The following is a 22,288-nucleotide window of genomic DNA, read 5'->3' on the forward strand; positions in this document are numbered from 1 at the left end:
ACCCTTGAGAATCCTAACGATCGGCGCTTTGGCGCTGGCTCCAGCGTGGTCGTTGGCCAAGCCTGATCCAGTGGAAGATTTATTTGATGAGGGCAAATATGCCGAGGCCAAGCCCATCATCGAAAAGCAATTGGAAGCTAGCCCAGCCAATCCCTATCTACTCTACAATCTTGCGTTAACGCACTATGCTGCGGGTAATTATGAGGAGGCGATCGTGTTGTGGGAAAAGGTCCGTCTGTCACCTGATCCTGACTTGGTGACCAAGGCCATGGCGCAGATCGGTAATGCCAGCTACCGCATCAGCGAGGAAATTAAAGAAGCTGGGCGGCAAGAGGATGCGACGATTCAGTTGCGGCGAGCCCAGCATTCTCTGCAAGCTGCCGTTGAGCGCGATGACGATTACGATGTTGCGGCCCAGAATTATGAGTTCGTTTCGGCAAAACTCGTCGAGCACCTCGTGCAACAGGGGAATTCCAAAATCGAAAAAGCCGACACCAAGTGGGTGAAAGGTGAGCGGGATCTGGTATTATTCCGCTCCGCGTTGACCGACTATGAGGAGGCTTTATCCATTGAGCCGGATGATGAAGAGATACAGAAGCTAGTCGAGGATACGCGTCAGCGAATGACGGATTATCTCGCGGCCTCGGGGGAGCGAAATCTTGAGGAGGCAGAGAAGAAATTGGAAACGGTCAAAGAGCCGTCGCCCGATGACCGATTGATGTCGGAGGAGGCGCGCGAATTGAACCATGCAGAGAACCACATCATGGAAGCCGTGGCGAATTTCGAGGATGCCAGTTCGATCAGCCCTGATGATGCGAAGACGGCTCAGGTCGCCGAACAGGCACGAGAACAAGCTTCCAAGCTTATGGCTGAGATTGCGGATAAATGGCGTCAGAATACCGAAGCCATGGAAGAAAAGATTTCGCAAATGGAGCAGCGACGTGACGATATCAACAAGCAACTTAAATCAGAGAAGGGCGAGGAGCAGCGCAGTGATCTGAACAAGGAGTCCAAAGAGTTGGCGCGTGAAATTGGGCGGTTTCAGTACCACGTTCAGGATCAGCAAAAGCGGGCGTTGGAGGATTATGAGCAGGCTCTGGCATACGACCCAGACAATCAGAAAGCTTTTGCCGCGAAGTGGGAACTGGAGAAAAAAATGTCCCAACAGTTTGAAGACAAAGCCGACGCGAGTCTGAACTTCGCCCAGAGCTCGCTGCAGAACATTGAAAACCGGAAGCCTCGACTAGAGCAAATGCGTGAACAATTGCCAACGGCGGACGCAAAGCGCCAGAGCCAATTGGAGAAGGAAATTGAAAAATATGAATCGTATCAGGCTGCCAGTGCGCAGACGGCGGCGGATCAGCTTTTGAGCGCCAAGACGGATCTCGAAAAGGCAGTTGAGCTGGATGCAGCAAATGAATCAGCCCTCAAAAAGCTGGAGGAAACCAGCGCCAGGATTGCGGATGCCTTGGAGCAGGCGGCGGATTATCAGATGGCTTCAGCAGAGCAGTTGGAAGCTGCTGGCAAGGAGGATCAGTCGATTGCACGCATGGAAATGGCGATCAAAAATTTCGATTCTGCGATGGCATTGAGTGACACTGAGCAGCAGCAAGACGCATTAGCGCAAAAACTGGAAGCGGCGCAGCAGGAGCTGCTTTCACAACGCAATGAGCGTTCGCTGGAGCTTGCGGCTGCACAGCAGCAAATGCAGGCCGATCAGCAACCTCAGTTGCAACAGCCTGCCCAGCCTGACAGTGATAATAAGGAGACCGTGGCGATGGAATATCAAGAGATGGTGCAGTTTGCCGAGGACGCTAGTGGCAGCGAGGAGTTTGGCAATTTTGACACCAAGGCGATGAAACGCGTAGTCAAGGACTGGTAGGCTTATTGCGCGGACTTGGGATCGAAAGCATCGCGCAAACCGTCACCAATTGCATTCAGTGAGAAAAGCGTGGCCGAGAAAAACAACGCAGGGAAGAGTAGTAGCCACGGGAACTCTTCCATCGTTTCGGCGCCCTGGTTGAGCAAGTCGCCCCAACTCGTCATGGGCGCCTGCACGCCAAGGCCGAGAAAGCTGATGAACGCCTCCAGCAGCATGACTCCGGGAACGGTCAACGTGGCGAAGACGATGATAACTCCAAAGAGATTGGGCAGTAGGTGTTTGAAAATGATAGCAGTATTTTGCTGCCCCAACGCGCGCGAGGCCTGCACGAATTCCCGCGTCTTCAGCTCCAGCGCCTGCCCCCGCACGATGCGGGCCATGGTGAGCCATTCCACTGCGCCGATCGCCACGAAAATCAGAGCGAAGTTACGCCCGAAAAACGTGAGTAGCAGAATGACAAAGATCACGAACGGCATGGCCTGTAGAATTTCCACACCGCGCATCATGATGCGGTCGGTCGCGCCTCCACGCAGGCCTGAAATGACGCCATATGTCACCCCTATCAGGACAGACACCAGCGACGCCAACAGGCCCACGGCAAAGGATATGCGCCCGCCAACCAGGATCCGCGCCAGCAGGTCACGCCCCAGGATATCGGTGCCCAGCCAATGGTCGGCCGATGGAGCGGTCGCGCCGAGTTCGAGGTTGGTCACTTCGTGATATTTGGCTGGCTGAAAGAAGGGGCCTGCCAGACATGCCAGGATGATGATCAAGAGCACGATGGCGCTAACCACTGCTAACCGATTCTTTCGCCAACGAGCCCAGCCATCAGACCACGGCGACGCGGGCCTGGGGGCAAGATTACTGGCAATCAATTCGCTCATCGAACCGCTTCGTGGATGGCGACAATACCGAATGTCAGGGGCACGGCGCGGACTTCACTAAAGCCGGCTTCTTTTATTTGAGAGCTTAGCGCTTCGCGAGTGGGGAAGCCCTCAATCGAACACGCCAAGTAGTCGTAGGCATCTTTTTTTCCGGTGACGATTGCTGCCAAAGGGGGTAAAATGCACTTGAGGTAGAGGTAGTAGAAAGGGCGAAACCAACGATATGGTTGGGAAAACTCCAAGATGAAAAGGCGACCTCCGGGCTTAAGTGATCGTCGCATTTCCCGTAGTCCTCGCAGACGGTCCTCAAAGTTACGTACCCCAAAGGCGATGGTGATGGCGTCCGTGGATTCCGACTCAAGGGGGAGGTTCAGGCAGTCGCCGAAGCCGAAGGAAATGGCGTCATCGCCAAATTGTTGCTTCTGCTTGGCGCGGGCTTCGTCCAGCATCGGCTCGCAGAAGTCCAAGCCAGTCAGTTTAGCGTCCTTGGGCAATTTACGACGCAGAGCAAAGGCCACATCGCCGCTACCAGTTGCTAGATCAACGACGACCAGAGGATTGCACCGAGAGACCATTTTAACCAGCACGCGCCGCCAGTAGAAGTCGACGCCTCCGCTCAATACGTGGTTCGCAGCATCATAGCGATGTGCGATTTGTCCAAACATTTGGCTGATTGCGGCTCCTTCTGGCATGCCGCTAAAGAATGCAAACTTACTGCTTTTGACAACTCCACTTTTCAATTGATCGGGGAAGTGGACCTGTGGATCGAATGCCTCATTTGAGGTCATTGACAGGACAGCCCCCCTCCGAGGGGGGAGGGGAGCTGCTTCTGTGATGTTGCTGACTGGCTAAAAAATCTTATGCGTCTGGTTCGTAGACATGAATGGTAATGGCGCTGCCATCACTGCGGAGTAATCCGCTTTCAGCGAGTCCGTCGTCGAACTTCTCGTCCATATAGATTGCTAATTCTGCATTCAGGTCTCCGTCTGGAGTGAAGGTTACGGAGGCATTGTCTCCCTCGCCCGCGTAGGTGTATGTGCCTTTAATTGGGGCAGCGGCAAACCAAGCTTTGGGCATCCAGGTTTCCAGGTCTTCGTCCATGGCGGCTGGTAGCAAGCCTTCTTCCATGTCATAAAGGTAGAGCGCGTCGCGGAAGGCTTGGAGATTTTCACCCAAGGTGGTGGCTTGGCTGTTTTCACGCACGCGCTGGAAAGCCGGTATCGCGATGGCGGCGAGGATGCCAATGATGACCACAACAATCATGATTTCCACCAGCGTAAAGCCACGCTTTGCGGTCTGTTGATTGGTCCAGTTTACTTTTGGTTGTAGCATTGTGTTCTGATTTTGAGTTATTTTTTATGATATTCCGTATCGGGACTGCTATCAGAAATTGGCTACGCTTGCTTGTAAAGTAAAATAGTATTAAAAATTATATGTTTTCTTTTTATTTTATTCCGTATCACTTAAAGATTAATGGTAGGTTAAGGTGGGTTGAATGCAGGATGAATGCCCACGGTTGCTCCTTGTAGGCCTCAGATGTTGACTAGAGCACTTTTCATCTAGATTGGCCGATTCAGGTGGGTTAGAGATTGGATGCAGCGCAAGGCGGCTTTGATTGAGCGGGCTGTAAGCCCGTGATTGAAATGCCAACGCCGCGAACTTCCAATCTGGCCCCAAGCCCAAAACCGAGTGCTTTTCCGCGCCAGCGTTGTTGGCTTTTCGCTCACAGGCTTCCAGCCTGCGACGCTCAAGCGGCCTTGCTGGACACGAAAAATCACTGCGGCCTGATTGGTCAATCTAGATGAAAAGTGCTCTAGTGGCGGATGAATGTTTGTCCCGCAACCTGCAGGGGGTGTTGCAAACCGTCTTGTAGATACGCGTGAGCGCTTTTGACTGCCTCGGTTAAAGTCAGACCTTTTGCGACAAATGCGGTTATGGCCGCAGACAGGGTGCAACCGCTGCCGTGCGTATTGACGTCTGAAATCCTGTTGGAAGTCATTTCAAGGATTTCACCATTGGGGAGGTAAAGCATGTCGAGTAATTCGTCACCCGGCAGGTGCCCGCCCTTCATTAGGGTTGCGGCGCCAAAGCATTGGGTGAGTTCTTTTGCCGCATCACGCATCGCTTTCGGCGTCGAAGGTCGTTTGCCCAACAGAACTGCGGCCTCGTCCAAGTTCGGAGTAATGAGAGTGGCCAATGGTAGTAGTCGGGATTTTAGGCAACTTATTGCGTCGCTGCGTAGTAAGCACGCTCCGCTGGTGGCGACCATGACGGGATCAACAATCAGCGGGATTTTCGCTCTTTCAATAAAAGCAGCAGTGGTTTCGATGAGTGGGGCGGAAAAGAGCATCCCGGTTTTCACGGCTCCTATAGGATAATACCCCCATAGCTGCTCGAGCTGTGCTTGCAGGAAGGCGGGGGGGAGTTCTTGAATCGCGTTGACGCCATCTGGGTTTTGGGCGGTAAGCGCCGCAAGTGCCGTAACACCATAGGTTTGGCACGCGGAGAATGTAAGCAGGTCCGCTTGGATGCCGGCTCCGCAACCGCTGTCACTGGTGGCGATGGTGAGGGCAACTGACATATTCATAATCAAAAAATTGATTTAAATTCAGAATTTAATGGCGCAAAGCCTTATGGCGGGTGATAGTGAGTTCCCTTGAGAATATTCGTATGTTCTTAGAAAAATGCTGAGTAATGAGTAAGTCATGCCGATAAGACAAATATTATTGGCGTGGGCAAGTTCTTGAAAAAAGCTTGTCATTACCCATTAACTCTTTGTTCTTCAATGTTTCTGCTCTCTCCAAGAGTGCATAAACCCAAGTTTAACACCCCATTCCAACAACAAATCGTGCGGAGATTTTTACATCGATCTGCTCAACTTGCCATTGCTTGCCTCGGCCTCTTAGCCGGCTCCCTTGTTTGGGGGCAGGACGCGGCGAACATGACCCTGTCCAACTTGCTTGAAGCGGCGGACACGATGGTCGGGCGAAAAGAATTTATAGAGGCTCGCCCTTATTTGGAAGAGCTCGTCAATCGCTTCCAAAATAGCGACCAGAAGGACAACCTCGAAAGCGTCTATTTCTATCTGGCGATTAGTTACTTAGTCCAATACTCGCAAGACAACAGCAAGGACGCCCTGGAGAATTCGATTGAGTGGCTGCAGCGTATGCAGAAGGAGTTCCCGGTCGGCAATAACGCGATCAAGGGGTACCTATACGAGGCAGACGCTTATCGCGGCTTGCAGGACTTCCTCAAGGCATCGGATATTTACGAGAAAATGCTGCGTCCGCCCCTTGAGCAGTTGATGAATTACGAGCAGCGCATGGAGGTGCTCGAAAAGCTCTGTGAGTGCCTCTACATCAAGCGTGAATGGAAGCGCGGCCTGCCATATTTTGAAATGTTCTTGAAGGAAACGCGTGATCCGAACGATCAGGCCATGGCCGCCGCCGCATTGCTCGAAGGCAACATTAAGGAAGGTCATTTCGACAAGGCGCTCGAGTTCTTACGCTTTCTGGTCGGTGAGTCGCCGGCGCGTTACAACTTGCAGTTGAACGTTGCGTTGATCGATGCAGGTGACCGTTTGGCTAAAGAAAAGCGCTACACTGAGGCGATGCTCATGTATCGCATGGTGCTGACGGTTGAGGAGATTAAACAATGGCAAAACAATCGCCTGAAAGATTTGCAAACTCAGTTGGACCGCTTGCGTGTGACCGTTAAAGACACGAGCAATGATCGCGCGATCGAGCTGGAAACGGAAATTTTCAACAGCAAAGCCCAGGTCGAAGCGCTGGAGAAATTGAAGTCCTATACGGCTGAGTTAAAGGTGCGTATTGCCCGTAACTACTTGCTGACCAACCGAGATTGGGAATCCTACTACGCCTACCGCAACATCATTGCAGACTATCCGGAAAATCCGAACATGGAGCAATACATCTATGCGGCGTTCACCGGGGCTACCAAGATCAATAAGCCGGATGCCGTTGTGGATCTGGGGGAAGACTACCTTTCCAACGTGAAATACGTGGAATACCGGGACGATGTCATCATCAAACTCCTCGAATACTACAAGCAGAACGAGGACTATCTGGACTTCTTTGACTTGTCCAAGTCGTTCGTGGTCAAGAGCCCGGATAAGGATTACGCCAAGTCAGTCATCTTCCTGATGGGCGACACCTACACCCGGTTGGGCCAATATGACGAGATGGTGCGGCAGTTTAAGGAGTGGGACAAAAAATACCCGGCATCGGTCATTACGCCGGGGTTGTATTACTGGATCGGCTTGGCCCTCATCCTCGACAGCCAATACGGCGACGCTTGGGAATACTACAACAAGATCCTGCTCGACTACCCAACCAGCACCTATGCCGAGGATTCCCTTTACCGCAGAGGCATTTGCTCGATGGGCATTGAAGAATTTGCGGCTGCCCGGAAGGACTTCAATCAATACATTCGCGAATACCCCAATACGTCACAGCGCGGTGAGGTTGAGTTTTTCCTTGGCGAGGTTGATTCCGCCACCGGCAATGTGAAATCCGCCCTCACGCACTACGGAAATGTCGAAAAATACACCGACAACATTCAATTTATTCAAAATGCCTATTTCCGCATGGCCCAGCTCTTGGAGGCCAACGGTGAATATCAGCAGATGGCTGAAGTGCTCCGTCAATTCATTGAAAATTATGCAGACCGGGGTGAATTGACCGCTGCCATTTTCCAATTGGGCCGCGCCTATGAGCTCAACCAGCAACCGCACCTCATGCTCAAGGAATACATCGAAGCGATTGCGGAGTTTGGTGACGATCCCTATACCTACGGCTTGGACGACATTCTACGTGCTTACCCAGTCAATTATTATAAAAATAAAGAGCTAATCGCGCAGAACCTGAATCTGTTGCGCAAGCTGAATACCGATGCCGCTTACCGAAAGCACATCGCGGAAGACCGTCAGGCAATCTTTGTGTTCCTCGGCGAAAATCCACTGATCTTGGAGCCCATTAAGCGCTCTCTTTACGACAAGGAATTCCGCGACCGTCTGGTGCAAACTCAGGAAGATATCCAGCCTTGGTTGGCTCAGTTTGAGAACTTGGAGCAGGAGTTTCCCACTGAAACTCCGGAAGAGTCCTTCTCACGCCTTTACAAGCAAGCCCGTGAAGATGGTGAAGAAACGCTCGCGCTGCGCTTGCAATTCTCGCTGGATAATATGGGGGTCAAGGTTGATCCGGGCCGTGTCTTTACTGAAGACGACTTTTACTATGCCAGCCCCGTTGCTCTCATTTGGGTCGGGCGTCAGATTCAGAAATACGATCCTTTGTTGGCAAGCGACGCCTTCCGCATGGTCATTGAGGACCACGCCAGTTCCGATCAGGTCTTCAATGCCTTGATCGCACTTGGGGAACTGGAGATGGACGCCGGAAATTATCAGGAGGCGAAGGGCTACTTCGAGAAAGCGGAGGCAGACTTCCCCCGACATTCCGAATTGCGAATGTCCGTTATGCGTCAGGGGGACATCGCCCGCAAGCTGGGTGACCACGCAACGGCGCGTGAAAAATACCGCCAGATCAGCACGAATCGTGAATGGCGCGGACCAGCACATGCTGAAGCTCTTTATAAAACCGGTCAGAGTTACGCAGAGGAAAACGACCTCAAGCACGCTTTGGCTTCTTACCAACGCGTCTACATCGGTTATCCAGTCTACAAGGACTGGGCCTCCAAAGCTTACCTCGAAAGTGGCCGCATGCTCGTGGCGCTGGGAGATAAAGACAAAGCCCGGAGCACGTATGACGAGTTCCTCGCCAATGAGGAATACAAGACCACCGACGCCTACCCAATTATCCAGCAAGAACGGAAGTCCCTCTAATGAAGCGTATTCTCTCAGTTGCCTGCCTCTTCATGCTCGGAGGCGCCGTTGCCCAAGCTCAGGATTATTTCCGTCAGTATGGGAATGAGCCGCTTTCGGTTATCAACCAAACGACTGATCCCAACAGCAAGGAAGTCTTGACGCTTGTTGGTTTGGACCGGGGGGACCTCATTTTGCGTATTCCTGGCCGTCAGGGAGAAGTGGGCATTCCCCTCAACAGTGAAAATTTGAAACTGCAAATCCAGTATCCTGATGATGTCGCGTTGGCAATGCGCCACATGGAAAAGGGAGAGTATGAGGAAGCAATTCCGCTCATGCGCCCGTCTGTATACGCTGTTTTCAAGTATTTTGATATTCCGCCGGAAAGCATGAACGTGCATCCGATCATCAACCAGTATCTGCTGGCGCTGACCAGCACGAAGGACCACGATCAGGAAACAGCGGAGCTCATTCGCCGAATTCCGCTGAAAAAGGCTCCGCCAGCCTTTTCGTTACATGCTTTGCGTTATGTGACTCATTTGGTGGAAATGGGGCAACAGGATCAGGCTCTTCAACTCCTGAATCGCATCCCGATGGACGCCAGTAACACCGCAATGCTGGACATGGTCATGAAGTTTGCCGGCGAACTCCGTGAAGAGGGCAACCTCGATGAAGCTCAATTCCTCTATGATCGCATTCAGCTGTCTGAAGGCACACCTCAGGCCCAACTAGCCATCCTTTGGAGCGCCTATTGTAATGTTGCTTTGGGCCGTGCTCAACTTGCGGACATCTTTGTAGACAAGGCAGGGCGATTGACGCCAGATGACCGGGCCTATTCGCTGGCTCAACTGGTCAAAGCCAAGATTAAGCTCGATACGCTCAACTACACCGCTGCGATGGAAGAAGTCGCTCAGGGGGTAGTCGCTGTGGACGTGAGTTATGAATGGGCGCCTGAGCTCATTTACACCGCTGGCTTCTGTTACGAAAACCTTGAATTTCCTGATACAGCGCGAGAAGTTTACCAGGAAATCATTCTTTTCTGGCCGGAGAACAAGTGGGCAGCTCAATGTGAGCAGGGGCTGTCGCGTCTGCCGCCACCTTCCCCCAAGGAAGAAGCGCCCTCCGGCGCCTAATGCCAAACAGTATAACCCTCTCCCCCAAGAAAAACGTTTCAACGCTCTTATAAAACCAACATCGCAATGCAAAGTATCCGTAAACTCCTCCTCTTAATCTCCTTGGGTTTTGCCCTGTTCGCAGGAGCTGTCACCGCACAGGCCCAGGACGAAGAACCGGCAGCTGAGGAAGCTGCTGCTGAAACCGAGGCTGCGCCCGAAAGCCAAAGCCTGTTGGACATGTTCGCTGCCGGTGGATGGGCAATGTATCCGCTCGGCTTCCTGTCGGTCAGCGCATTCGGCCTGGTGATTTACAATTTCCTCATGATCCGCGAAAAGGCGTTCCTGCGCCCCGACCTCGTTGAGCAGATTACACCAGTCATGGGGAACCTGCAGTTCGATAAGGCCCGCCAGATTTGCGATGAAAACCCGTCTGTCGTGACGAACATCATCTACTCTGGCCTCGACCGTGTGGACCCGGAAAACTTTGACCCGGAAATCATCAAGGAAGCCATGGAGGAATCCTCCACCGAGGAGCTTGCCGCACCGTTTGTGATGATCAACTACCTGTCTCTGATTGCGACGCTTTCGCCGATGGTTGGTCTGCTCGGAACGGTTTCCGGTATGGTGAAGGCCTTCCGTGGTATTGCCGCCGCTGGTATGGGTAATCCGCAAGGCCTTGCTGACAACATTTCGGAAGCGCTCATCACGACCGCTTCCGGCCTGATCGTCGCCATCCCGGCCATGTTCTTCTTCTTCTTCTTTAAGAACAAATACGGAAAGATTGCCTCCAGCGTTTCCAAGCTCGTGGGCGATGTCTTCTTCGAAATGATCCGTGGCCTGCGTCGTCACTCGTCCTAACATTTTTACTAGGATACGCTTGTGAAAACGCACGCCCCCAAGATGGATGATCAGGACTTCGACATCACGCCGATGATCGACGTGGTGTTCCTGCTCATCGTTTTCTTCATGGTGGTCGCCGCGGAAATTACGGAGAAGATTGAAGTTGAGCTGCCGGAGGCCGACAAGGCCGTTGTCCCGGAGGAAATTGGCCCGCGTATGGAAGTGTCTGTGACCGAAGAGGGTGACATTTTTGTGGGTATGGTGCCAGTAGACCTCCGCCAGTTGGGTGACCGGGTTCGCACCGGTAACAACGAAATTGCTGGCTTCAAAGTCTTCCTCCGCGCCGACGAACGCACGCCACATAAATACGTGAATGACGTCATGAAAGCCTGCGCCGAAAATGGCGTGCTCGACGTCATTTTCGCAACCTTTGAGCAGAAATAATGGCCAAGCACATCCCATTTCTGGACACCAAGGATTCGGTCGACCTGACGCCGATGATCGACGTGGTCTTCCTGCTGCTGGCGTTCTTCATGGTCACCACCGACCTGACTCAAGAGGCGGACCTCGGCATCACGCTGCCCGCCATTGCCGAGCCAGATCCTAATGCGACTCCGCCAGACGAGCACATTGTGGAAATCGCGCCCAGTGGCGAGGTCAGGCTCAATGGCACGCCAGTGGATACGCCCGTGAGCATCGACATGCCGCAGTTGGTTTCGACATTGTCTCGCCTCAAGGGCGCCGCCGACGCAGTTGGCCAGCGCACAGCAGTCACTATAGTCGCCGACCCGGATTCGCTCCACCAGCGCTCAATCGCTGTGCTCAATGCCTGCGCCGCCGCCAAGGTGAAGTTTGTCATGTTCTCCCAGGAGTAATGGCGCCGCCAAGAATCTTTCAGGCCGCGAATCCTCGGATTCGCGGCCTTTTTATGTGTGCTGAAACAGTGAGGCTATCTGGCATGTTATAAATTAGCTTGATGTGAGGACTCATGCTGGGTTATCTTTGAGTATTGCCGTGCGAAACCCCTTTCTCGAATCCAATGATGGCGTAAACTATTCCCCGAGAGTGACCATGAAGAAAAAACGTCTGAACATTTCCCGTCTACTGCTCGGGCTCACGGCTGCGATTGTTCTGCACATGGCGTTATTTTGGTGGACAAGAGACATTGCTGTTCAGACTAAAGTTCAGCCCGATCGTCCAAGGTTTGAGTCTATTTCGTTGACGCCGAGACCTTTTCGGACTGACGACACGCTCTATCGGGTGGCAAATACTCCTTCGGTGCGAAGCATCACTGTTAACGATGTCTTGTCATGGCAGTCTTATCCTGAAACGCCTACTTTGGCTCAAAGCGTCAGCCTGGCCCCCCGCTTACCCACGAAGATCTCGACGCAAGAAGCCTTGGCCATCGATTTCGAAATCTACGAGGCATTTCCAGTTTTTATAAATAGCCACTAGAAAGGCTTAACCTCACTTTCGGCAAAATTCTTGTCATCAGTAGCGTATCAGCCTTAGATTACACTACATGAACGCGGCCGAGATTATTGATCAGTTCAAACATTTACCTGAAGACCAGCAGGCAAGGGTTATTGAGTTTTTCCGTCATCTCAACACCGAGGAAGTATCGCTCGCGACCGATTCAGAGACCGCACGTATTGGGGAACAAGTATTTGCTGAGCATCCTGAATTGTTCCGGAAACTCTCCCAGTAATGCCAGTTTTCCTGACACAGGAGCAAGTCGCGCAACTGCATCGACGATCCTTGGAATTGTATGGTGGCCAAGATGGGCTCCGTGATCGTGCGTTGTTCGAGGGTGCGGTCGCGCAACCACAGCAGGTCTTTGCTTATGAAGGTGGAGACAGCTTCGAGCTCGCCGCTGCCTACTGTTTCCACATCGCGCAGGCGCAGGCCTTTATCGATGGTAACAAGCGTACTGCGGTAGCTGCCGGGCTGGTGTTTCTCAATCTCAATGGTGTTAGCACCAATAGGCCGATTACGGACCGTCTTTATGCTGCGATGATTGCTATCGCTGAGCGAAAGATAGGTCGTCGCGAGCTGGCGTCTCTACTACGTGAATTGCTGGCCTAGTTGGCCTCACTTCTTCCGTGCGTTGGAAAACAAAAACTGCTGCGCCAGCCCAGCATACTCGCCGAAGTGGACGCGGCCAAAGTGGGCTACTTGATCGAGCTTCCAGTCCTGCAAGCCATAGGACTCGCTCATGATCCGCTTAATCCAGGTGTCGACGGGAAAGGCTTCCAGACGACCCGCGCCGAAGAGCAAGGCGCAGTCGGCGATCTTCGCGCCAACGCCGGGCAATTGCATCAGGCGTTCTTTGGCTTCGGGGTAAGGGAGTTGCTCAACGACGTCCAGCCAACCGGGCTGCCCTGCGAGAAAATGGCTCGCGACATGAATGTGCCTTGCGCGGTAGCCCAAACCTGCGGCGCGGAGTTCGGTTTCGCTGACATGGTGCAGTGTTGACCAGTCAGGCAGGGCGTGGACACCCGGAATTATCTCGCGACCAAATCGTTTAGCCAGGGTTTCGCAAATCAGCTTAATGCTGGGGATTTGCTTCATGGAACTGCAGAGAAAACCGAGCACGGTCTCGCCGAAAGGTTGTCGCAAAATGCGCAAGCCAGGCCAGTTCGCCATGGCGGCGCCCAGGGCTGGATCGCTACGATGAGGAAGGGCGTCCCAAATCGGCGTAAAGGTCTCGTCGGCTCCCAGGTAAAGCGCGATCTCGCGGGCTACCTGATCGGCAATCCGTTGTGGGGCGCGCCATTCAACGGTCTCATCCACACTGCGTAGTTCGGCGATGTAATGTCCCCAAACGCCGCGCAGAACGCCGTCTACTTGGTTCCAGCGAAAGGCCTGACCGCCATCAACCAGTTCGGTCAGCACTTTTTCGGAGCAGCGGACCACCGGGCTGACCGCCCGCCATTCGCTCCAGGCGCTCACGATGCCTCAGCTGAGTCTGCGGGCTGGCCTGCGGGCGGCTTGCTCCACAAAAAGCTTTCTTTGGTCGCGGCGACATTGCCTTCCGGGTCGAGTAGGCGCACGCGCCAGGCAACCGGCGCTTCTTCATTGGCCGGATGGTCTTCGCCGATGAAGCCGAGCCAGATTTCGCGGTGTGATTTACGTTCGTCGGGCAGTGGGAATTTCTGCGTAACGGGCTCTTTGACGTCAGGACGGAGCATGTCCACCTCGATTGAGCAACCGTTGGGCAGGCTATCGGCAAACTCGGTCATCCGCACGACAAAATACAGACCTTCTCGAGGGCTTTCCTGCGTGCGCAGCACGATTTTTCGGCCAAAGCGTTCTTCGCCATCAAAGTATTCGCCAATGCGCTTGAACGTCTTTTCCGGCTTGTAGTGCCAGACGACGCTGTCGATCTCGACTTCGGGCATTTCCTGCGCCTGGAGTCCCACGGCGCAGAGCAAGGTGAGGGCGATGAACAATCTCCGCATAATGCGCCATGCTGCCGCTCTGCCCCGGCATAGCAATGTTATTTCGTTGCGCCATTGGAGGCGGACGGCTTTATTTTCGGGGATGCTTTCACTAATCCGCTCCCATGCAATTGGCGGTCTGATTCTCTTTGGCGCTAGCCTCACCACTGCGCAAAGCGAGCAACCCAGCGCTCATGCAGCGTTGCTGGAATGGGTGCGGACCGAGAAATTAATTTCCGAAGAAGCGGCCGACTGGCAGGCGGACCAAGCTGTGCTTGCTGACATGATTACGGTGCTGGAAATGGAGTCTGCGCAGATTGAAAAGCAGATGGCGGCAGTCGAATCCACGATTGCGAACTCCACGGCCAAAACTGCGGCTTTGGCCGAGCGGGAGGCTAAGATTCACACCGAGATTCAGGAGCTGGCGGGGCAGTTGCCTGCGTGGGAATCCACTGCGATGGATTCCGTGGAGGCTTGGCCGGCGCCCTTGCGCAACGAGCTGACTGCGTTTTCGACTTTGCAACGCAAAGCTGAGTCGGAACTGGATTGGGTGAACCGCGCAGCCTCATGGATTCAGGTGTTGCAGCAGGCGGACCAATTTAACCGGCAAGTTACGCTGCATGTGGACGTTTATTCGCCGACCGAAGGGCAGGAGTGGGAAGTGCATGATATCTACTTTGGGCTTGCCGGTGGCTATTGGGCTACGGCTGATGGGGGGAAGGGCGGCGTGCTAAAGCCATCGCCCGAAGGCTGGGTCCGGGAAACGGACGCCGCCGCCGCCGCGTTGGCGGAGGACATGATCGCGGTCGCCGAAAGCCGCCGTCCGTCCGTCCACCTCGATGGTCCCGTAAAGGTAGACTAAGCCAAGATGAAATTTTGCCTGATCATTCTCTTGTCGCTTATCATTCCGGCGCTTTGCCGCGCGGATGAGATTGCCGACGCCGCCCGGGCCGATTTGAAAACCGCCATAGAGCGACTGCGCGCGCAGCGGGTCCAGATTGGCGCTGAGAAAGCCGCCTTGCTTAAGCGCTACAACGAACTTGAAGCCAAGGTCCGCGAACAGCGACGCAACTATGCCATGCTGCAGTTGACTGCGGGCCAGCAGGGCGCTGATTACGAGCAGCGTCGCCAAGAGCTGGTTCGGCTGGAGCAGCAATTCTCCGCGCTGCAAACTGCGGTGGTTGAGTATCGCCACTACCTTCAGACTAATCTACATCCGGCCGATCTGGCAGCCTTTCAGGAGCGCTTTGGCGAACCGTTGGAGGAGACCTCGCAAACGGCGGAAATCACGGGTAGTTTGTTGAGCTACGGCATGGATCAACTGCGGGAGGCGGACGCTGGGCGCGTGGTGGAGGGCAAGGCCGTGGGGCCTGGTGGCGAGATCATGGAAGGCCAGTTTATGCTCTGGGGACCGATGGGTTATTTTGCCAATAGCGGCTTGTCTGGCTTCGCCACGAACGAGCAGGGCATGACGCCGCATGTGGCCGCATTTACGGACCCCAGCCACCGGGAGGAACTCAAGCGGGCGTTGGCGGGTGAGGCCGCAAGGCTGCCGCTGGATGCGAGCAATGGTCGTGCGCTGCGGTTGGTGCAGGAGTCAGAAGACGTGGCTGACCATCTCCGGTCCGGTGGTGTCTGGGTTTGGCCGATCCTCACTTTAGCCGGACTGGCGCTACTGGTTATGTTTTATAAGATTGGCGAAATCGGCGTGGTCCGCTTGCCCGGCGATGCACAACTCGACGCGACGCTCAAAGATTTGGCGGCTAACAAAATTGACTCCGTCAAAGAGCAAGTCGCTCAAATGCGCGACCCGGCCCAATCGCTTTTAGCGGAGGCTTTGGAGCGCATTGGCCAGCCGCGCGAAGTGTTGGAAGACGTGCTGTTGGAGCACGTGATTCGCTGGCAAATGCGCTGGGAGCGCGGGCTGGCGGTACTGGCGGTGACAGCGGCGGTGTCGCCCTTGCTGGGGCTGCTGGGCACGGTGACGGGGATGATCGCCACCTTCCGGATGATTGGCGTTTACGGCAGTGGAGAGGCGCGGCCCATGGCAGGCGGCATTTCTGAGGCCCTGGTGACCACCGAACTTGGGCTCCTTGTGGCCATTCCGGCGCTGATTGCGCATGCGATTCTTTCCCGCCGCGCGCAGAGCTTAACTTCAGATCTCGAAGGGGTCGCCATGCGCTTCATCGATGTCTTGCCTGACGCTGCCCAACAGGAGGGCGCCGATGGCTGATCTTGCGCAGTGGTTTGACGCGCAAGTCTGGCCTGTCTGGGAGAAGGGGGGCTGGCTAATGCCGTTTCTCGCCTTACTCGCTCTGGCGATCTACTACACCGCGTTTGAGCTGTGGCGGGACGCCAGTCGTTGGCCTCTGCGCAGGCTGCTGGCTTTGTCGGAGAAGGACCTTCCCGCGAACCAATTACCAGACGAACTGGCGACTGCGCTGGCCGAGCCCACCCCGCGTGACAGCGCGCGGATGTTTGACGTCCTGCGCCGCCGCATTCTCCAGCGTTTGGACCGTCGGATGACGTTTCTGGCGATCCTGACCAGCGCGGCGCCCTTGGCTGGTTTGTTGGGCACGGTGACGGGGTTGCTCGCCACCTTTAGCGGATTGGCCTCCGGCAGCAGCGGCATCGCCGAAGGCGCCGCGTCCGGGCTCTATGAGGCGTTAATCAGCACCCAAACCGGGCTCATTATCGCCATTCCGGCTTACATGGCGATCTATGCCTTGCGTCGTCGTCGCGATGAGTGGGCGGCTGCGATCACCCACGTGGAGAGCATCGGGCTGCGCCCCTTGCGGAAGGAGGCTGCATGAGCCTGCGCGCCCGTCGACAAGCCCGGATAAAGCCGCCTTCGCTGACGGATATCAACCTGTCGCCGTTGATCGACATGGTGTTTATCCTGCTGATTTTCTTTGTGGTCACCACGGTGTTCGTCAAGGAAACCGGAGTAGAAGTCGACCGCCCAACTTCCAACTCCGCTACGGACCTTGACCCGGAAAATATCCTCATTGCGGTCAAGGAAAACGGGCAACTGTTCTATGATGAGCGCGCCATTGCGCTTTCGGAAGTCGAGTTGATTGTCCGCCGGTTGAACGCGCGTGCGCCGCGCCCGGTCGTGTTGATCGCCGATAAGGCGGTGACGACGGAGGTGCTCATGCAGGTGATCGATGAGGCCACGCTGGCCGGCGCGCCATCAATCAGCATCGCTGCGACGAGGGAGGAATCGCAGTGAGCCAGACCATCGACACTTCACAGTGGGCGCGCAAAGCGGCTTCAATGGTTGGCGCCTTGGGGGTGACGGCGGCCTTATTTGTGTTGGTCGTCCCCTTGAGCCATTGGTTGGCGAAAGATCCGGCGACGATTCAGAGCACGCCTTTGCAAACCGTCAACTTGGCTCCGCCCCCGCCGCCTCCGCCGCCCCCCGAATTGCAGGCTGCGGCCATGGAAAATGCATCGGACGCTTCCGCTGCGGCCCCCCGTCCGCTGGGCGCGCCCATTGAGCTGGAGGCGCTGCCGACTAATTCCCCGGCGTTGTCTGGCTTCGTAACGGGCTTGCTGGATGTGGAGAAATTTCCGGTTGAGATGACCGGGCTTGACGAGATCCCCATTTTCGAAGTCGTGGATTTGGATAAGAAACCGGCGCGTATCTACACGCCGCCCAACAACAAGCCCTACGAGTTACAACGCGACGGTATTTCTGGCCGGGTGCTCCTACAGATTCTGATCAGCCCGCAGGGGCATGTCAGCGTGACTGAAGTGGTGTCCTATGATCACGAGCGGTTGGTGAAATATGCGCGGAGCTTTGCCGAGAAGTGTCGTTTTGAATCGCCGCTGCACAACAACCAGCCCGTCACCGCAACGTACCTATTTCCGATTGAATTCTAAGATGAGATTAGGCCGATTCAGTTTTGCTTCACCAGTAGCCTCCGGCGCTTCACTGATCGCATTGATCGTGGGGATTATTTGTCTGGGCGCGCCGTTTGCCTCCGCGATCGATTCTCTGTCTTGGTCAGACCCGGCATTTCAGGCGCGTTTCCTGGGCAGCTACGGGTTCGATGGCCCCCGCGAGCCGAGCGTGACCTCGGAAGAGCAGCAAGTATTGAAGTCGATAATACCGCTCATGTCGCAAGGGCAATTTGTCGAAGCCGCCCGGCGACTGCGGGAGCAAATCACGCCGGAGTCCAGCGCCGCTTTCGATTACACGCTGGGCAACCTTTACCTGCAAACGGGGAACGTTGCGGCGGCGGAAAATGCATACCGCGAGGCATTGCGCAAGCAGCCTGGCTTTGTCCGCACCTGGCGGAATCTCGGGCTGATGCTCGCGCAGGACGGCCAAACGACCGAGGCAATTTCCGCACTCAGCGAAGCCATCGCGAGGGGAGACAATTCAGCGGAGTGTTACGGCGCGCTGGCCTTTTGCTACTACCAGGACGATGACTACGCGACGGCGCTGACAGGCTATGAACGCGCCACATTTCTGGCCCCACAAAGCGCCGACTGGCAACTGGGACGCGCACATTGCCTGATCCAACTGGAGCGGGCGACCGAGGCGCTGGCCATTGCTGAGCGCTATTTGCGCAACTATCCGAAGCATGCTGAGGCGCGCCGCGTGGCGGTCAACGCCTGCATCGCGAAGGAAGACTGGGAAAACGCCGCTGTTCATTTGGAGTTGCTGCGACTGAATCAATTGGCCAACGCACAGACGCTGTTACAGCTTGGACGCGCCTACCTGGCCCTAGGGCTGCCTCACCGGGCGACCCAAGCATTCATGGATGCGCTCAATTTGCGTGAAAAGCCCACGCTGATTCAACTGCTGGAGTCGGCCGAACTCTTGGCGCAGCAGGGAGCATTGAAGGAAACGGAATCGCTGTTGACCGTCATTTTTCAGCAGTACGGCGACGGGCTGTCGGGCGAAGGAATGAATCAACTGCTGCGCCTGCAGGGCCGCCTCAAGCTTATGTCGGGCGAACCCGCCGCTGCCGAGCGTTTATTGGCCGAGGCGTCTTCACGGGACCCATTGAGCGGTCGCACTTTGCTGCTGTTGGGCGCCGCGCAGTTGGAGCTTGGCCATTTCGCGGAAGCGCAAGTCACGCTGGAGCGCGCCACGCAAATGGAGGAGTTTGCCGCCGACGCCTGGCTTGAGTTGGCCCGGGTGCACGTCAAGCAATCACAATGGGACCAAGCCGCTGCTGCCCTGCGTCACGCGCAAAGCATTCGCCCTGAAGACCGCGTGGCCAACTACTTGGAGAACATCCAGCGTTTGGCTGAGCAGGGGAGTTAACGTTTGGTGCTGCGAGTTGCTCTGCGTCGAAATCGATTTGAGTGAGCACTTTTGAATTTTTTCGCAGAAAACGACATTCATTTAGCCTACATTCATATATGAATATGGTATAATGGCGGCATGTCGCACTTATCTCGTTTCCTGCTAACTCTGGTGTGTGGAGCATCCGTATGCACTGCCAGTCATCACATGAATTTCTACATCTTCGATTACAACAGTAATTTGTACATGATGATGAATGGGACCCAGATCACCAAGGCCGGTGACACAAATTGGTCTAAGTCTTCTGAAGCCCTCACTTGGGAATCCCTTGAAACTTCGTTTAACCCCACCAGTGGAAGTATCTCTTTTTTAAGCTCATCGGTTGATACAATCGGTTTGGGCACTGATGGAGAACGCTATTATAACAAAGATGGAACCGTGGAGAATAGCCCAGAGTATGAGGGCGGTCGTGAATTCATCGCAGGCTTCGGGACTGGAGATGTAATCTACTTTGATTCGGGCAGCACTTACTCCAGCGGTTTCGACTTTTATGAGTTTAAAACGAACGCAGATGGGGCTTATTGGCCGGAAGCCTATACCACAAGCGATTATTCGGAGTCTGACACGATGACTTTCTTCGCTAAGGCGACCGGCTATACGCTAGATGACATCGATTTCAGTAGCTATAGTGACTTTTATACTGAACTCACCTTAACTACTGGCGATATCGAGTGGACATTCGCCGGTTATGAGATCGGATCAACTGTATACGCCGATTTCGAAACCACCCAGTACTACCATGTATACCTTGCAAGCTTGAGTGAGGTGGCAATTTTATATGACCTAATCGAAAGTTTTGATAGCTTTACTGATGAGCAAGTTGAAGAAATTGAAAAACTGATAACGACCACAACTTCGGGAGGCGGCGATGACTTGATCGAGCTGCCTGGCATTCCTGAGCCGTCCACCTATGCATTATGCTTTGCTGCCTTCACCTTAGGTGCGGCCTTGCTTTACAGGCGGAGAAACCAGTCTTAAATAGATAACGCCTAGAGCACTTTTCATCTAGATTGGCCGATCAGGTCGCAGTGATTTTTCGTGTCCAGCAAGGCGGCTTGAGCGTCACAGGCTGGAAGCCTGTGAGCGAAAAGCCAACAACGCTGGCGCGGAAAAGCACTCGGTTTAGGGCTTGGGGCCAGATTGGAAGTTCGCGGCGTTGGCATTTCAATCACGGGCTTCCAGCCCGCTCAATCAAAGCCGCCTTGCGCTGCATCCAATCTCTAACCCACCTGACTCGGCCAATCTAGATGAGAAGTGCTCTAACGTTTACTTGGTTATTGCTTCGACTGCGTCCGCGCAGCGAATGCCATCCAACGCGGCGCTGACAATGCCGCCAGCATAACCGGCGCCCTCGGCGCAGGGGTAGAGCCCCATGACCTCAGGGTGCTGCAAACTGTCGGGGTCGCGGGGAATGCGCACGGGAGAACTGGTGCGCGTTTCAAAGCCGATTAGGTTGCAATCCTCGGTGATGTAGCCGCGCATCTGTTGACCAAATATTTTCAGCCCGCGACGCAGGCGGCTGACGATCCACGCCGGCAACAACTCGTCGATGCGGGCGGGTTTGATGCCTGGAAAATAACTGGCGCCGGGGAGGGACGCGGAGTCCTTGCCCTGCAGGAAATCCGTCACCCGCTGTCCGGGCGCGACTTGTCCGCCGCCGCCTGCTCGCTTGGCCGTTGTTTCCAGTTGCTTCTGGAATGCGATGCCCGCCAGCACGCCATACTCACGCTGGAATGGAGCGGTGTCCTCCGGCTCCACGGTCACGACCATGCCGCTGTTTGCGTAGGGTGAATCGCGGCGTGCAAGGCTCATTCCGTTGACCACGACTTCGTCATTTTCGGTCGCCGCTGGCACAATGAATCCCCCCGGGCACATGCAGAAGGAATGGACGCCACGATCATCAATTTTCGTCGCCAAGCGATAGCTGGCGGCCGGCAGATAGCGTGGTCGTTCTTGCCCCTTGGGGTAGTGGTATTGGAGGCTGTCAATCAGCGGTTGAGGATGCTCGATGCGGACGCCGACGGCGAACGGCTTCTGTTCCAGCAGGATGCTCTTGCGGTGCAGTAGCTGATAGATGTCGCGCGCGGAATGGCCCGTTGCAAGGATGACGTGGTCGGCGCGGAAGGTGCGTCCGTCGGCCGTTTGCACGCCTTCCATTTGCTGGTTGGCGATGAGGAGGTCGGTCACTTTGGCTCCGAAATGGACCTCGCCGCCTGCCGCAATGATCGACTCCCGCATCGCCATGACGACCTTGGGCAAGAGGTTGGAGCCGATGTGCGGATGGGCGTCGACCAGGATGCGTTCTGGCGCGCCGTGGGCTACGAGGGTCTCATACACGGTGCGGACGGGGCCGCGTTTGGTGGCGCGGGTGTAGAGCTTGCCGTCGGAGAAAGTGCCGGCGCCGCCCTCGCCAAAGCAGTAGTTGGAGTCCTCGATGACAGTGCCCTGCTTGAGGATGGGCCCGAGGTCAAAACGGCGCGCCGAGGCGTCTTTGCCACGCTCCAGTAGAATCGGCTTCAATCCGCGTTCCAAACACCGCAGCCCGGCAAACAACCCCGCAGGACCGCAACCAATGATAATGACCGTCTTCGCGGTGGAGCTGACTGTGGGATAATTCGGCTCCAGCATGGGCTCTGGCGGTAATGGCTGATCCAGCCCCACCTCGAACCGCAGTTGCGCCTTAATCTGCTTTTGCCGCGCATCGATCGAATGCTTGCGCAAACGAAAATCCACCACGCGCTCAATGCTCACATCCAGCTTCGCGGCCAGCGCCGCGCGTTGGGCATCCGTCTCGTCGGATTGCTCAATGGGCAGGATTATATCCACTAAAAGCGGCGCAGGGTTGGAATCGGAATCAGGCATTCGTGCCTGCAGTGATGCGCGAGAATTACGCCGGGAACAAGACTAAGTTAACATGCCTGTGTCGAGTAGACTATAGCTTCTACTTGATATACGATCGATACAGAAC

The 22,288-nt window shown here is 55.1% G+C and carries 23 protein-coding genes; 16 read left to right on the forward strand and 7 right to left on the reverse strand.

Annotated elements, in window-relative coordinates; translation table 11 throughout:
* Window positions 1–4 precede the first annotated feature (4 nt).
* Window positions 5–1,882: a tetratricopeptide repeat protein gene (locus tag RBB63_RS13610; protein WP_309385157.1), complete on the forward strand. Its 1,878-nt coding sequence runs from the start codon at window positions 5–7 to the stop codon at window positions 1,880–1,882.
* Window positions 1,883–1,884: 2 nt separating this feature from the next.
* Here RBB63_RS13610 and RBB63_RS13615 read toward each other — a convergent pair whose 3' ends face one another.
* The 4 genes from RBB63_RS13615 to thiD all read right to left on the reverse strand — a co-directional run bounded on the left by RBB63_RS13615 (window position 1,885) and on the right by thiD (window position 5,353).
* Window positions 1,885–2,766: an ABC transporter permease gene (locus tag RBB63_RS13615; RefSeq protein WP_309385159.1), complete on the reverse strand. Its 882-nt coding sequence runs from the start codon at window positions 2,764–2,766 to the stop codon at window positions 1,885–1,887.
* Window positions 2,763–3,458 (reverse strand): bifunctional demethylmenaquinone methyltransferase/2-methoxy-6-polyprenyl-1,4-benzoquinol methylase UbiE, encoded by a 696-nt coding sequence (ubiE, locus tag RBB63_RS13620; protein ID WP_309385161.1) that lies wholly within the window; start codon window positions 3,456–3,458, stop codon window positions 2,763–2,765. Before ubiE ends, RBB63_RS13615 begins: the two co-directional genes overlap by 4 nt.
* A gap of 166 nt (window positions 3,459–3,624) precedes the next feature.
* Complete coding sequence (locus RBB63_RS13625) at window positions 3,625–4,098, reverse strand: prepilin-type N-terminal cleavage/methylation domain-containing protein (protein ID WP_309385163.1); 474 nt, start codon at window positions 4,096–4,098, stop codon at window positions 3,625–3,627.
* 481 nt (window positions 4,099–4,579) lie between these two features.
* Window positions 4,580–5,353: a bifunctional hydroxymethylpyrimidine kinase/phosphomethylpyrimidine kinase gene (gene thiD / locus RBB63_RS13630; RefSeq protein WP_309385165.1), complete on the reverse strand. Its 774-nt coding sequence runs from the start codon at window positions 5,351–5,353 to the stop codon at window positions 4,580–4,582.
* 354 nt (window positions 5,354–5,707) lie between these two features.
* Here thiD and RBB63_RS13635 point away from each other — a divergent pair, with 354 nt between their 5' ends.
* The 8 genes from RBB63_RS13635 to RBB63_RS13670 all read left to right on the forward strand — a co-directional run bounded on the left by RBB63_RS13635 (window position 5,708) and on the right by RBB63_RS13670 (window position 12,642).
* On the forward strand, window positions 5,708–8,623 hold the full coding sequence (locus tag RBB63_RS13635) for a tetratricopeptide repeat protein (RefSeq protein WP_309385167.1): 2,916 nt from the start codon (window positions 5,708–5,710) through the stop codon (window positions 8,621–8,623).
* Entirely contained in the window at window positions 8,623–9,735 is a 1,113-nt protein-coding gene (locus RBB63_RS13640; protein ID WP_309385169.1) for a tetratricopeptide repeat protein, read from the forward strand. Before RBB63_RS13635 ends, RBB63_RS13640 begins: the two co-directional genes overlap by 1 nt.
* Before the next feature lie 66 nt (window positions 9,736–9,801).
* Entirely contained in the window at window positions 9,802–10,575 is a 774-nt protein-coding gene (locus RBB63_RS13645; RefSeq protein WP_309385171.1) for a MotA/TolQ/ExbB proton channel family protein, read from the forward strand.
* Between the two features lie 21 nt (window positions 10,576–10,596).
* The gene (locus tag RBB63_RS13650) at window positions 10,597–11,001 is read left to right on the forward strand and encodes an ExbD/TolR family protein (protein WP_309385173.1); all 405 of its coding nucleotides are present in this window, start codon (window positions 10,597–10,599) and stop codon (window positions 10,999–11,001) included.
* Window positions 11,001–11,432, forward strand: coding sequence for an ExbD/TolR family protein (locus RBB63_RS13655; protein WP_309385178.1), 432 nt, complete (start codon window positions 11,001–11,003; stop codon window positions 11,430–11,432). Before RBB63_RS13650 ends, RBB63_RS13655 begins: the two co-directional genes overlap by 1 nt.
* Window positions 11,433–11,628: 196 nt before the next feature.
* The gene (locus tag RBB63_RS13660; RefSeq protein WP_309385180.1) at window positions 11,629–12,012 is read left to right on the forward strand and encodes a hypothetical protein; all 384 of its coding nucleotides are present in this window, start codon (window positions 11,629–11,631) and stop codon (window positions 12,010–12,012) included.
* Window positions 12,013–12,079: 67 nt separating this feature from the next.
* The gene (locus tag RBB63_RS13665) at window positions 12,080–12,265 is read left to right on the forward strand and encodes a hypothetical protein (RefSeq protein ID WP_309385182.1); all 186 of its coding nucleotides are present in this window, start codon (window positions 12,080–12,082) and stop codon (window positions 12,263–12,265) included.
* Complete coding sequence (locus tag RBB63_RS13670; protein WP_309385184.1) at window positions 12,265–12,642, forward strand: type II toxin-antitoxin system death-on-curing family toxin; 378 nt, start codon at window positions 12,265–12,267, stop codon at window positions 12,640–12,642. Before RBB63_RS13665 ends, RBB63_RS13670 begins: the two co-directional genes overlap by 1 nt.
* A 6-nt stretch (window positions 12,643–12,648) precedes the next feature.
* Here the strand turns inward: RBB63_RS13670 and RBB63_RS13675 are convergent, their stop codons facing one another.
* A complete protein-coding gene (locus RBB63_RS13675; RefSeq protein ID WP_309385186.1) occupies window positions 12,649–13,509 on the reverse strand; it encodes a DNA-3-methyladenine glycosylase family protein in 861 nt (286 codons plus the stop codon).
* Complete coding sequence (locus RBB63_RS13680) at window positions 13,506–14,018, reverse strand: hypothetical protein (protein ID WP_309385188.1); 513 nt, start codon at window positions 14,016–14,018, stop codon at window positions 13,506–13,508. Before RBB63_RS13680 ends, RBB63_RS13675 begins: the two co-directional genes overlap by 4 nt.
* Before the next feature lie 82 nt (window positions 14,019–14,100).
* Between RBB63_RS13680 and RBB63_RS13685 the strand changes: the two genes are divergently transcribed.
* From RBB63_RS13685 to RBB63_RS13715, 7 genes are all read left to right on the forward strand, one after another.
* Window positions 14,101–14,859, forward strand: coding sequence for a DUF3450 family protein (locus tag RBB63_RS13685; RefSeq protein WP_309385190.1), 759 nt, complete (start codon window positions 14,101–14,103; stop codon window positions 14,857–14,859).
* 6 nt (window positions 14,860–14,865) lie between these two features.
* The gene (locus RBB63_RS13690) at window positions 14,866–16,230 is read left to right on the forward strand and encodes a MotA/TolQ/ExbB proton channel family protein (RefSeq protein ID WP_309385194.1); all 1,365 of its coding nucleotides are present in this window, start codon (window positions 14,866–14,868) and stop codon (window positions 16,228–16,230) included.
* Window positions 16,223–16,810 carry a MotA/TolQ/ExbB proton channel family protein gene (locus RBB63_RS13695; protein WP_309385196.1) on the forward strand — a complete coding sequence of 196 codons (588 nt, stop codon included), beginning with the start codon at window positions 16,223–16,225 and terminating at the stop codon, window positions 16,808–16,810. The genes RBB63_RS13690 and RBB63_RS13695 overlap by 8 nt, the downstream gene beginning before the upstream one ends.
* Window positions 16,807–17,229 carry an ExbD/TolR family protein gene (locus tag RBB63_RS13700; RefSeq protein WP_309385198.1) on the forward strand — a complete coding sequence of 141 codons (423 nt, stop codon included), beginning with the start codon at window positions 16,807–16,809 and terminating at the stop codon, window positions 17,227–17,229. The genes RBB63_RS13695 and RBB63_RS13700 overlap by 4 nt, the downstream gene beginning before the upstream one ends.
* Entirely contained in the window at window positions 17,226–17,882 is a 657-nt protein-coding gene (locus tag RBB63_RS13705; protein WP_309385200.1) for an energy transducer TonB, read from the forward strand. The genes RBB63_RS13700 and RBB63_RS13705 overlap by 4 nt, the downstream gene beginning before the upstream one ends.
* A 1-nt stretch (window position 17,883) precedes the next feature.
* Entirely contained in the window at window positions 17,884–19,278 is a 1,395-nt protein-coding gene (locus RBB63_RS13710; protein WP_309385202.1) for a tetratricopeptide repeat protein, read from the forward strand.
* Between the two features lie 189 nt (window positions 19,279–19,467).
* Window positions 19,468–20,298 (forward strand): hypothetical protein, encoded by an 831-nt coding sequence (locus RBB63_RS13715; protein WP_309385204.1) that lies wholly within the window; start codon window positions 19,468–19,470, stop codon window positions 20,296–20,298.
* 288 nt (window positions 20,299–20,586) lie between these two features.
* Here the strand turns inward: RBB63_RS13715 and RBB63_RS13720 are convergent, their stop codons facing one another.
* Complete coding sequence (locus RBB63_RS13720) at window positions 20,587–22,182, reverse strand: NAD(P)/FAD-dependent oxidoreductase (RefSeq protein ID WP_309385206.1); 1,596 nt, start codon at window positions 22,180–22,182, stop codon at window positions 20,587–20,589.
* Between the last annotated feature and the right edge of the window lie 106 nt (window positions 22,183–22,288).

Origin of the sequence: Cerasicoccus frondis (genome assembly GCA_031296915.1) — a bacterium.
Taxonomy (GTDB): Bacteria; Verrucomicrobiota; Verrucomicrobiia; order Opitutales; family Cerasicoccaceae; genus Cerasicoccus; species Cerasicoccus frondis.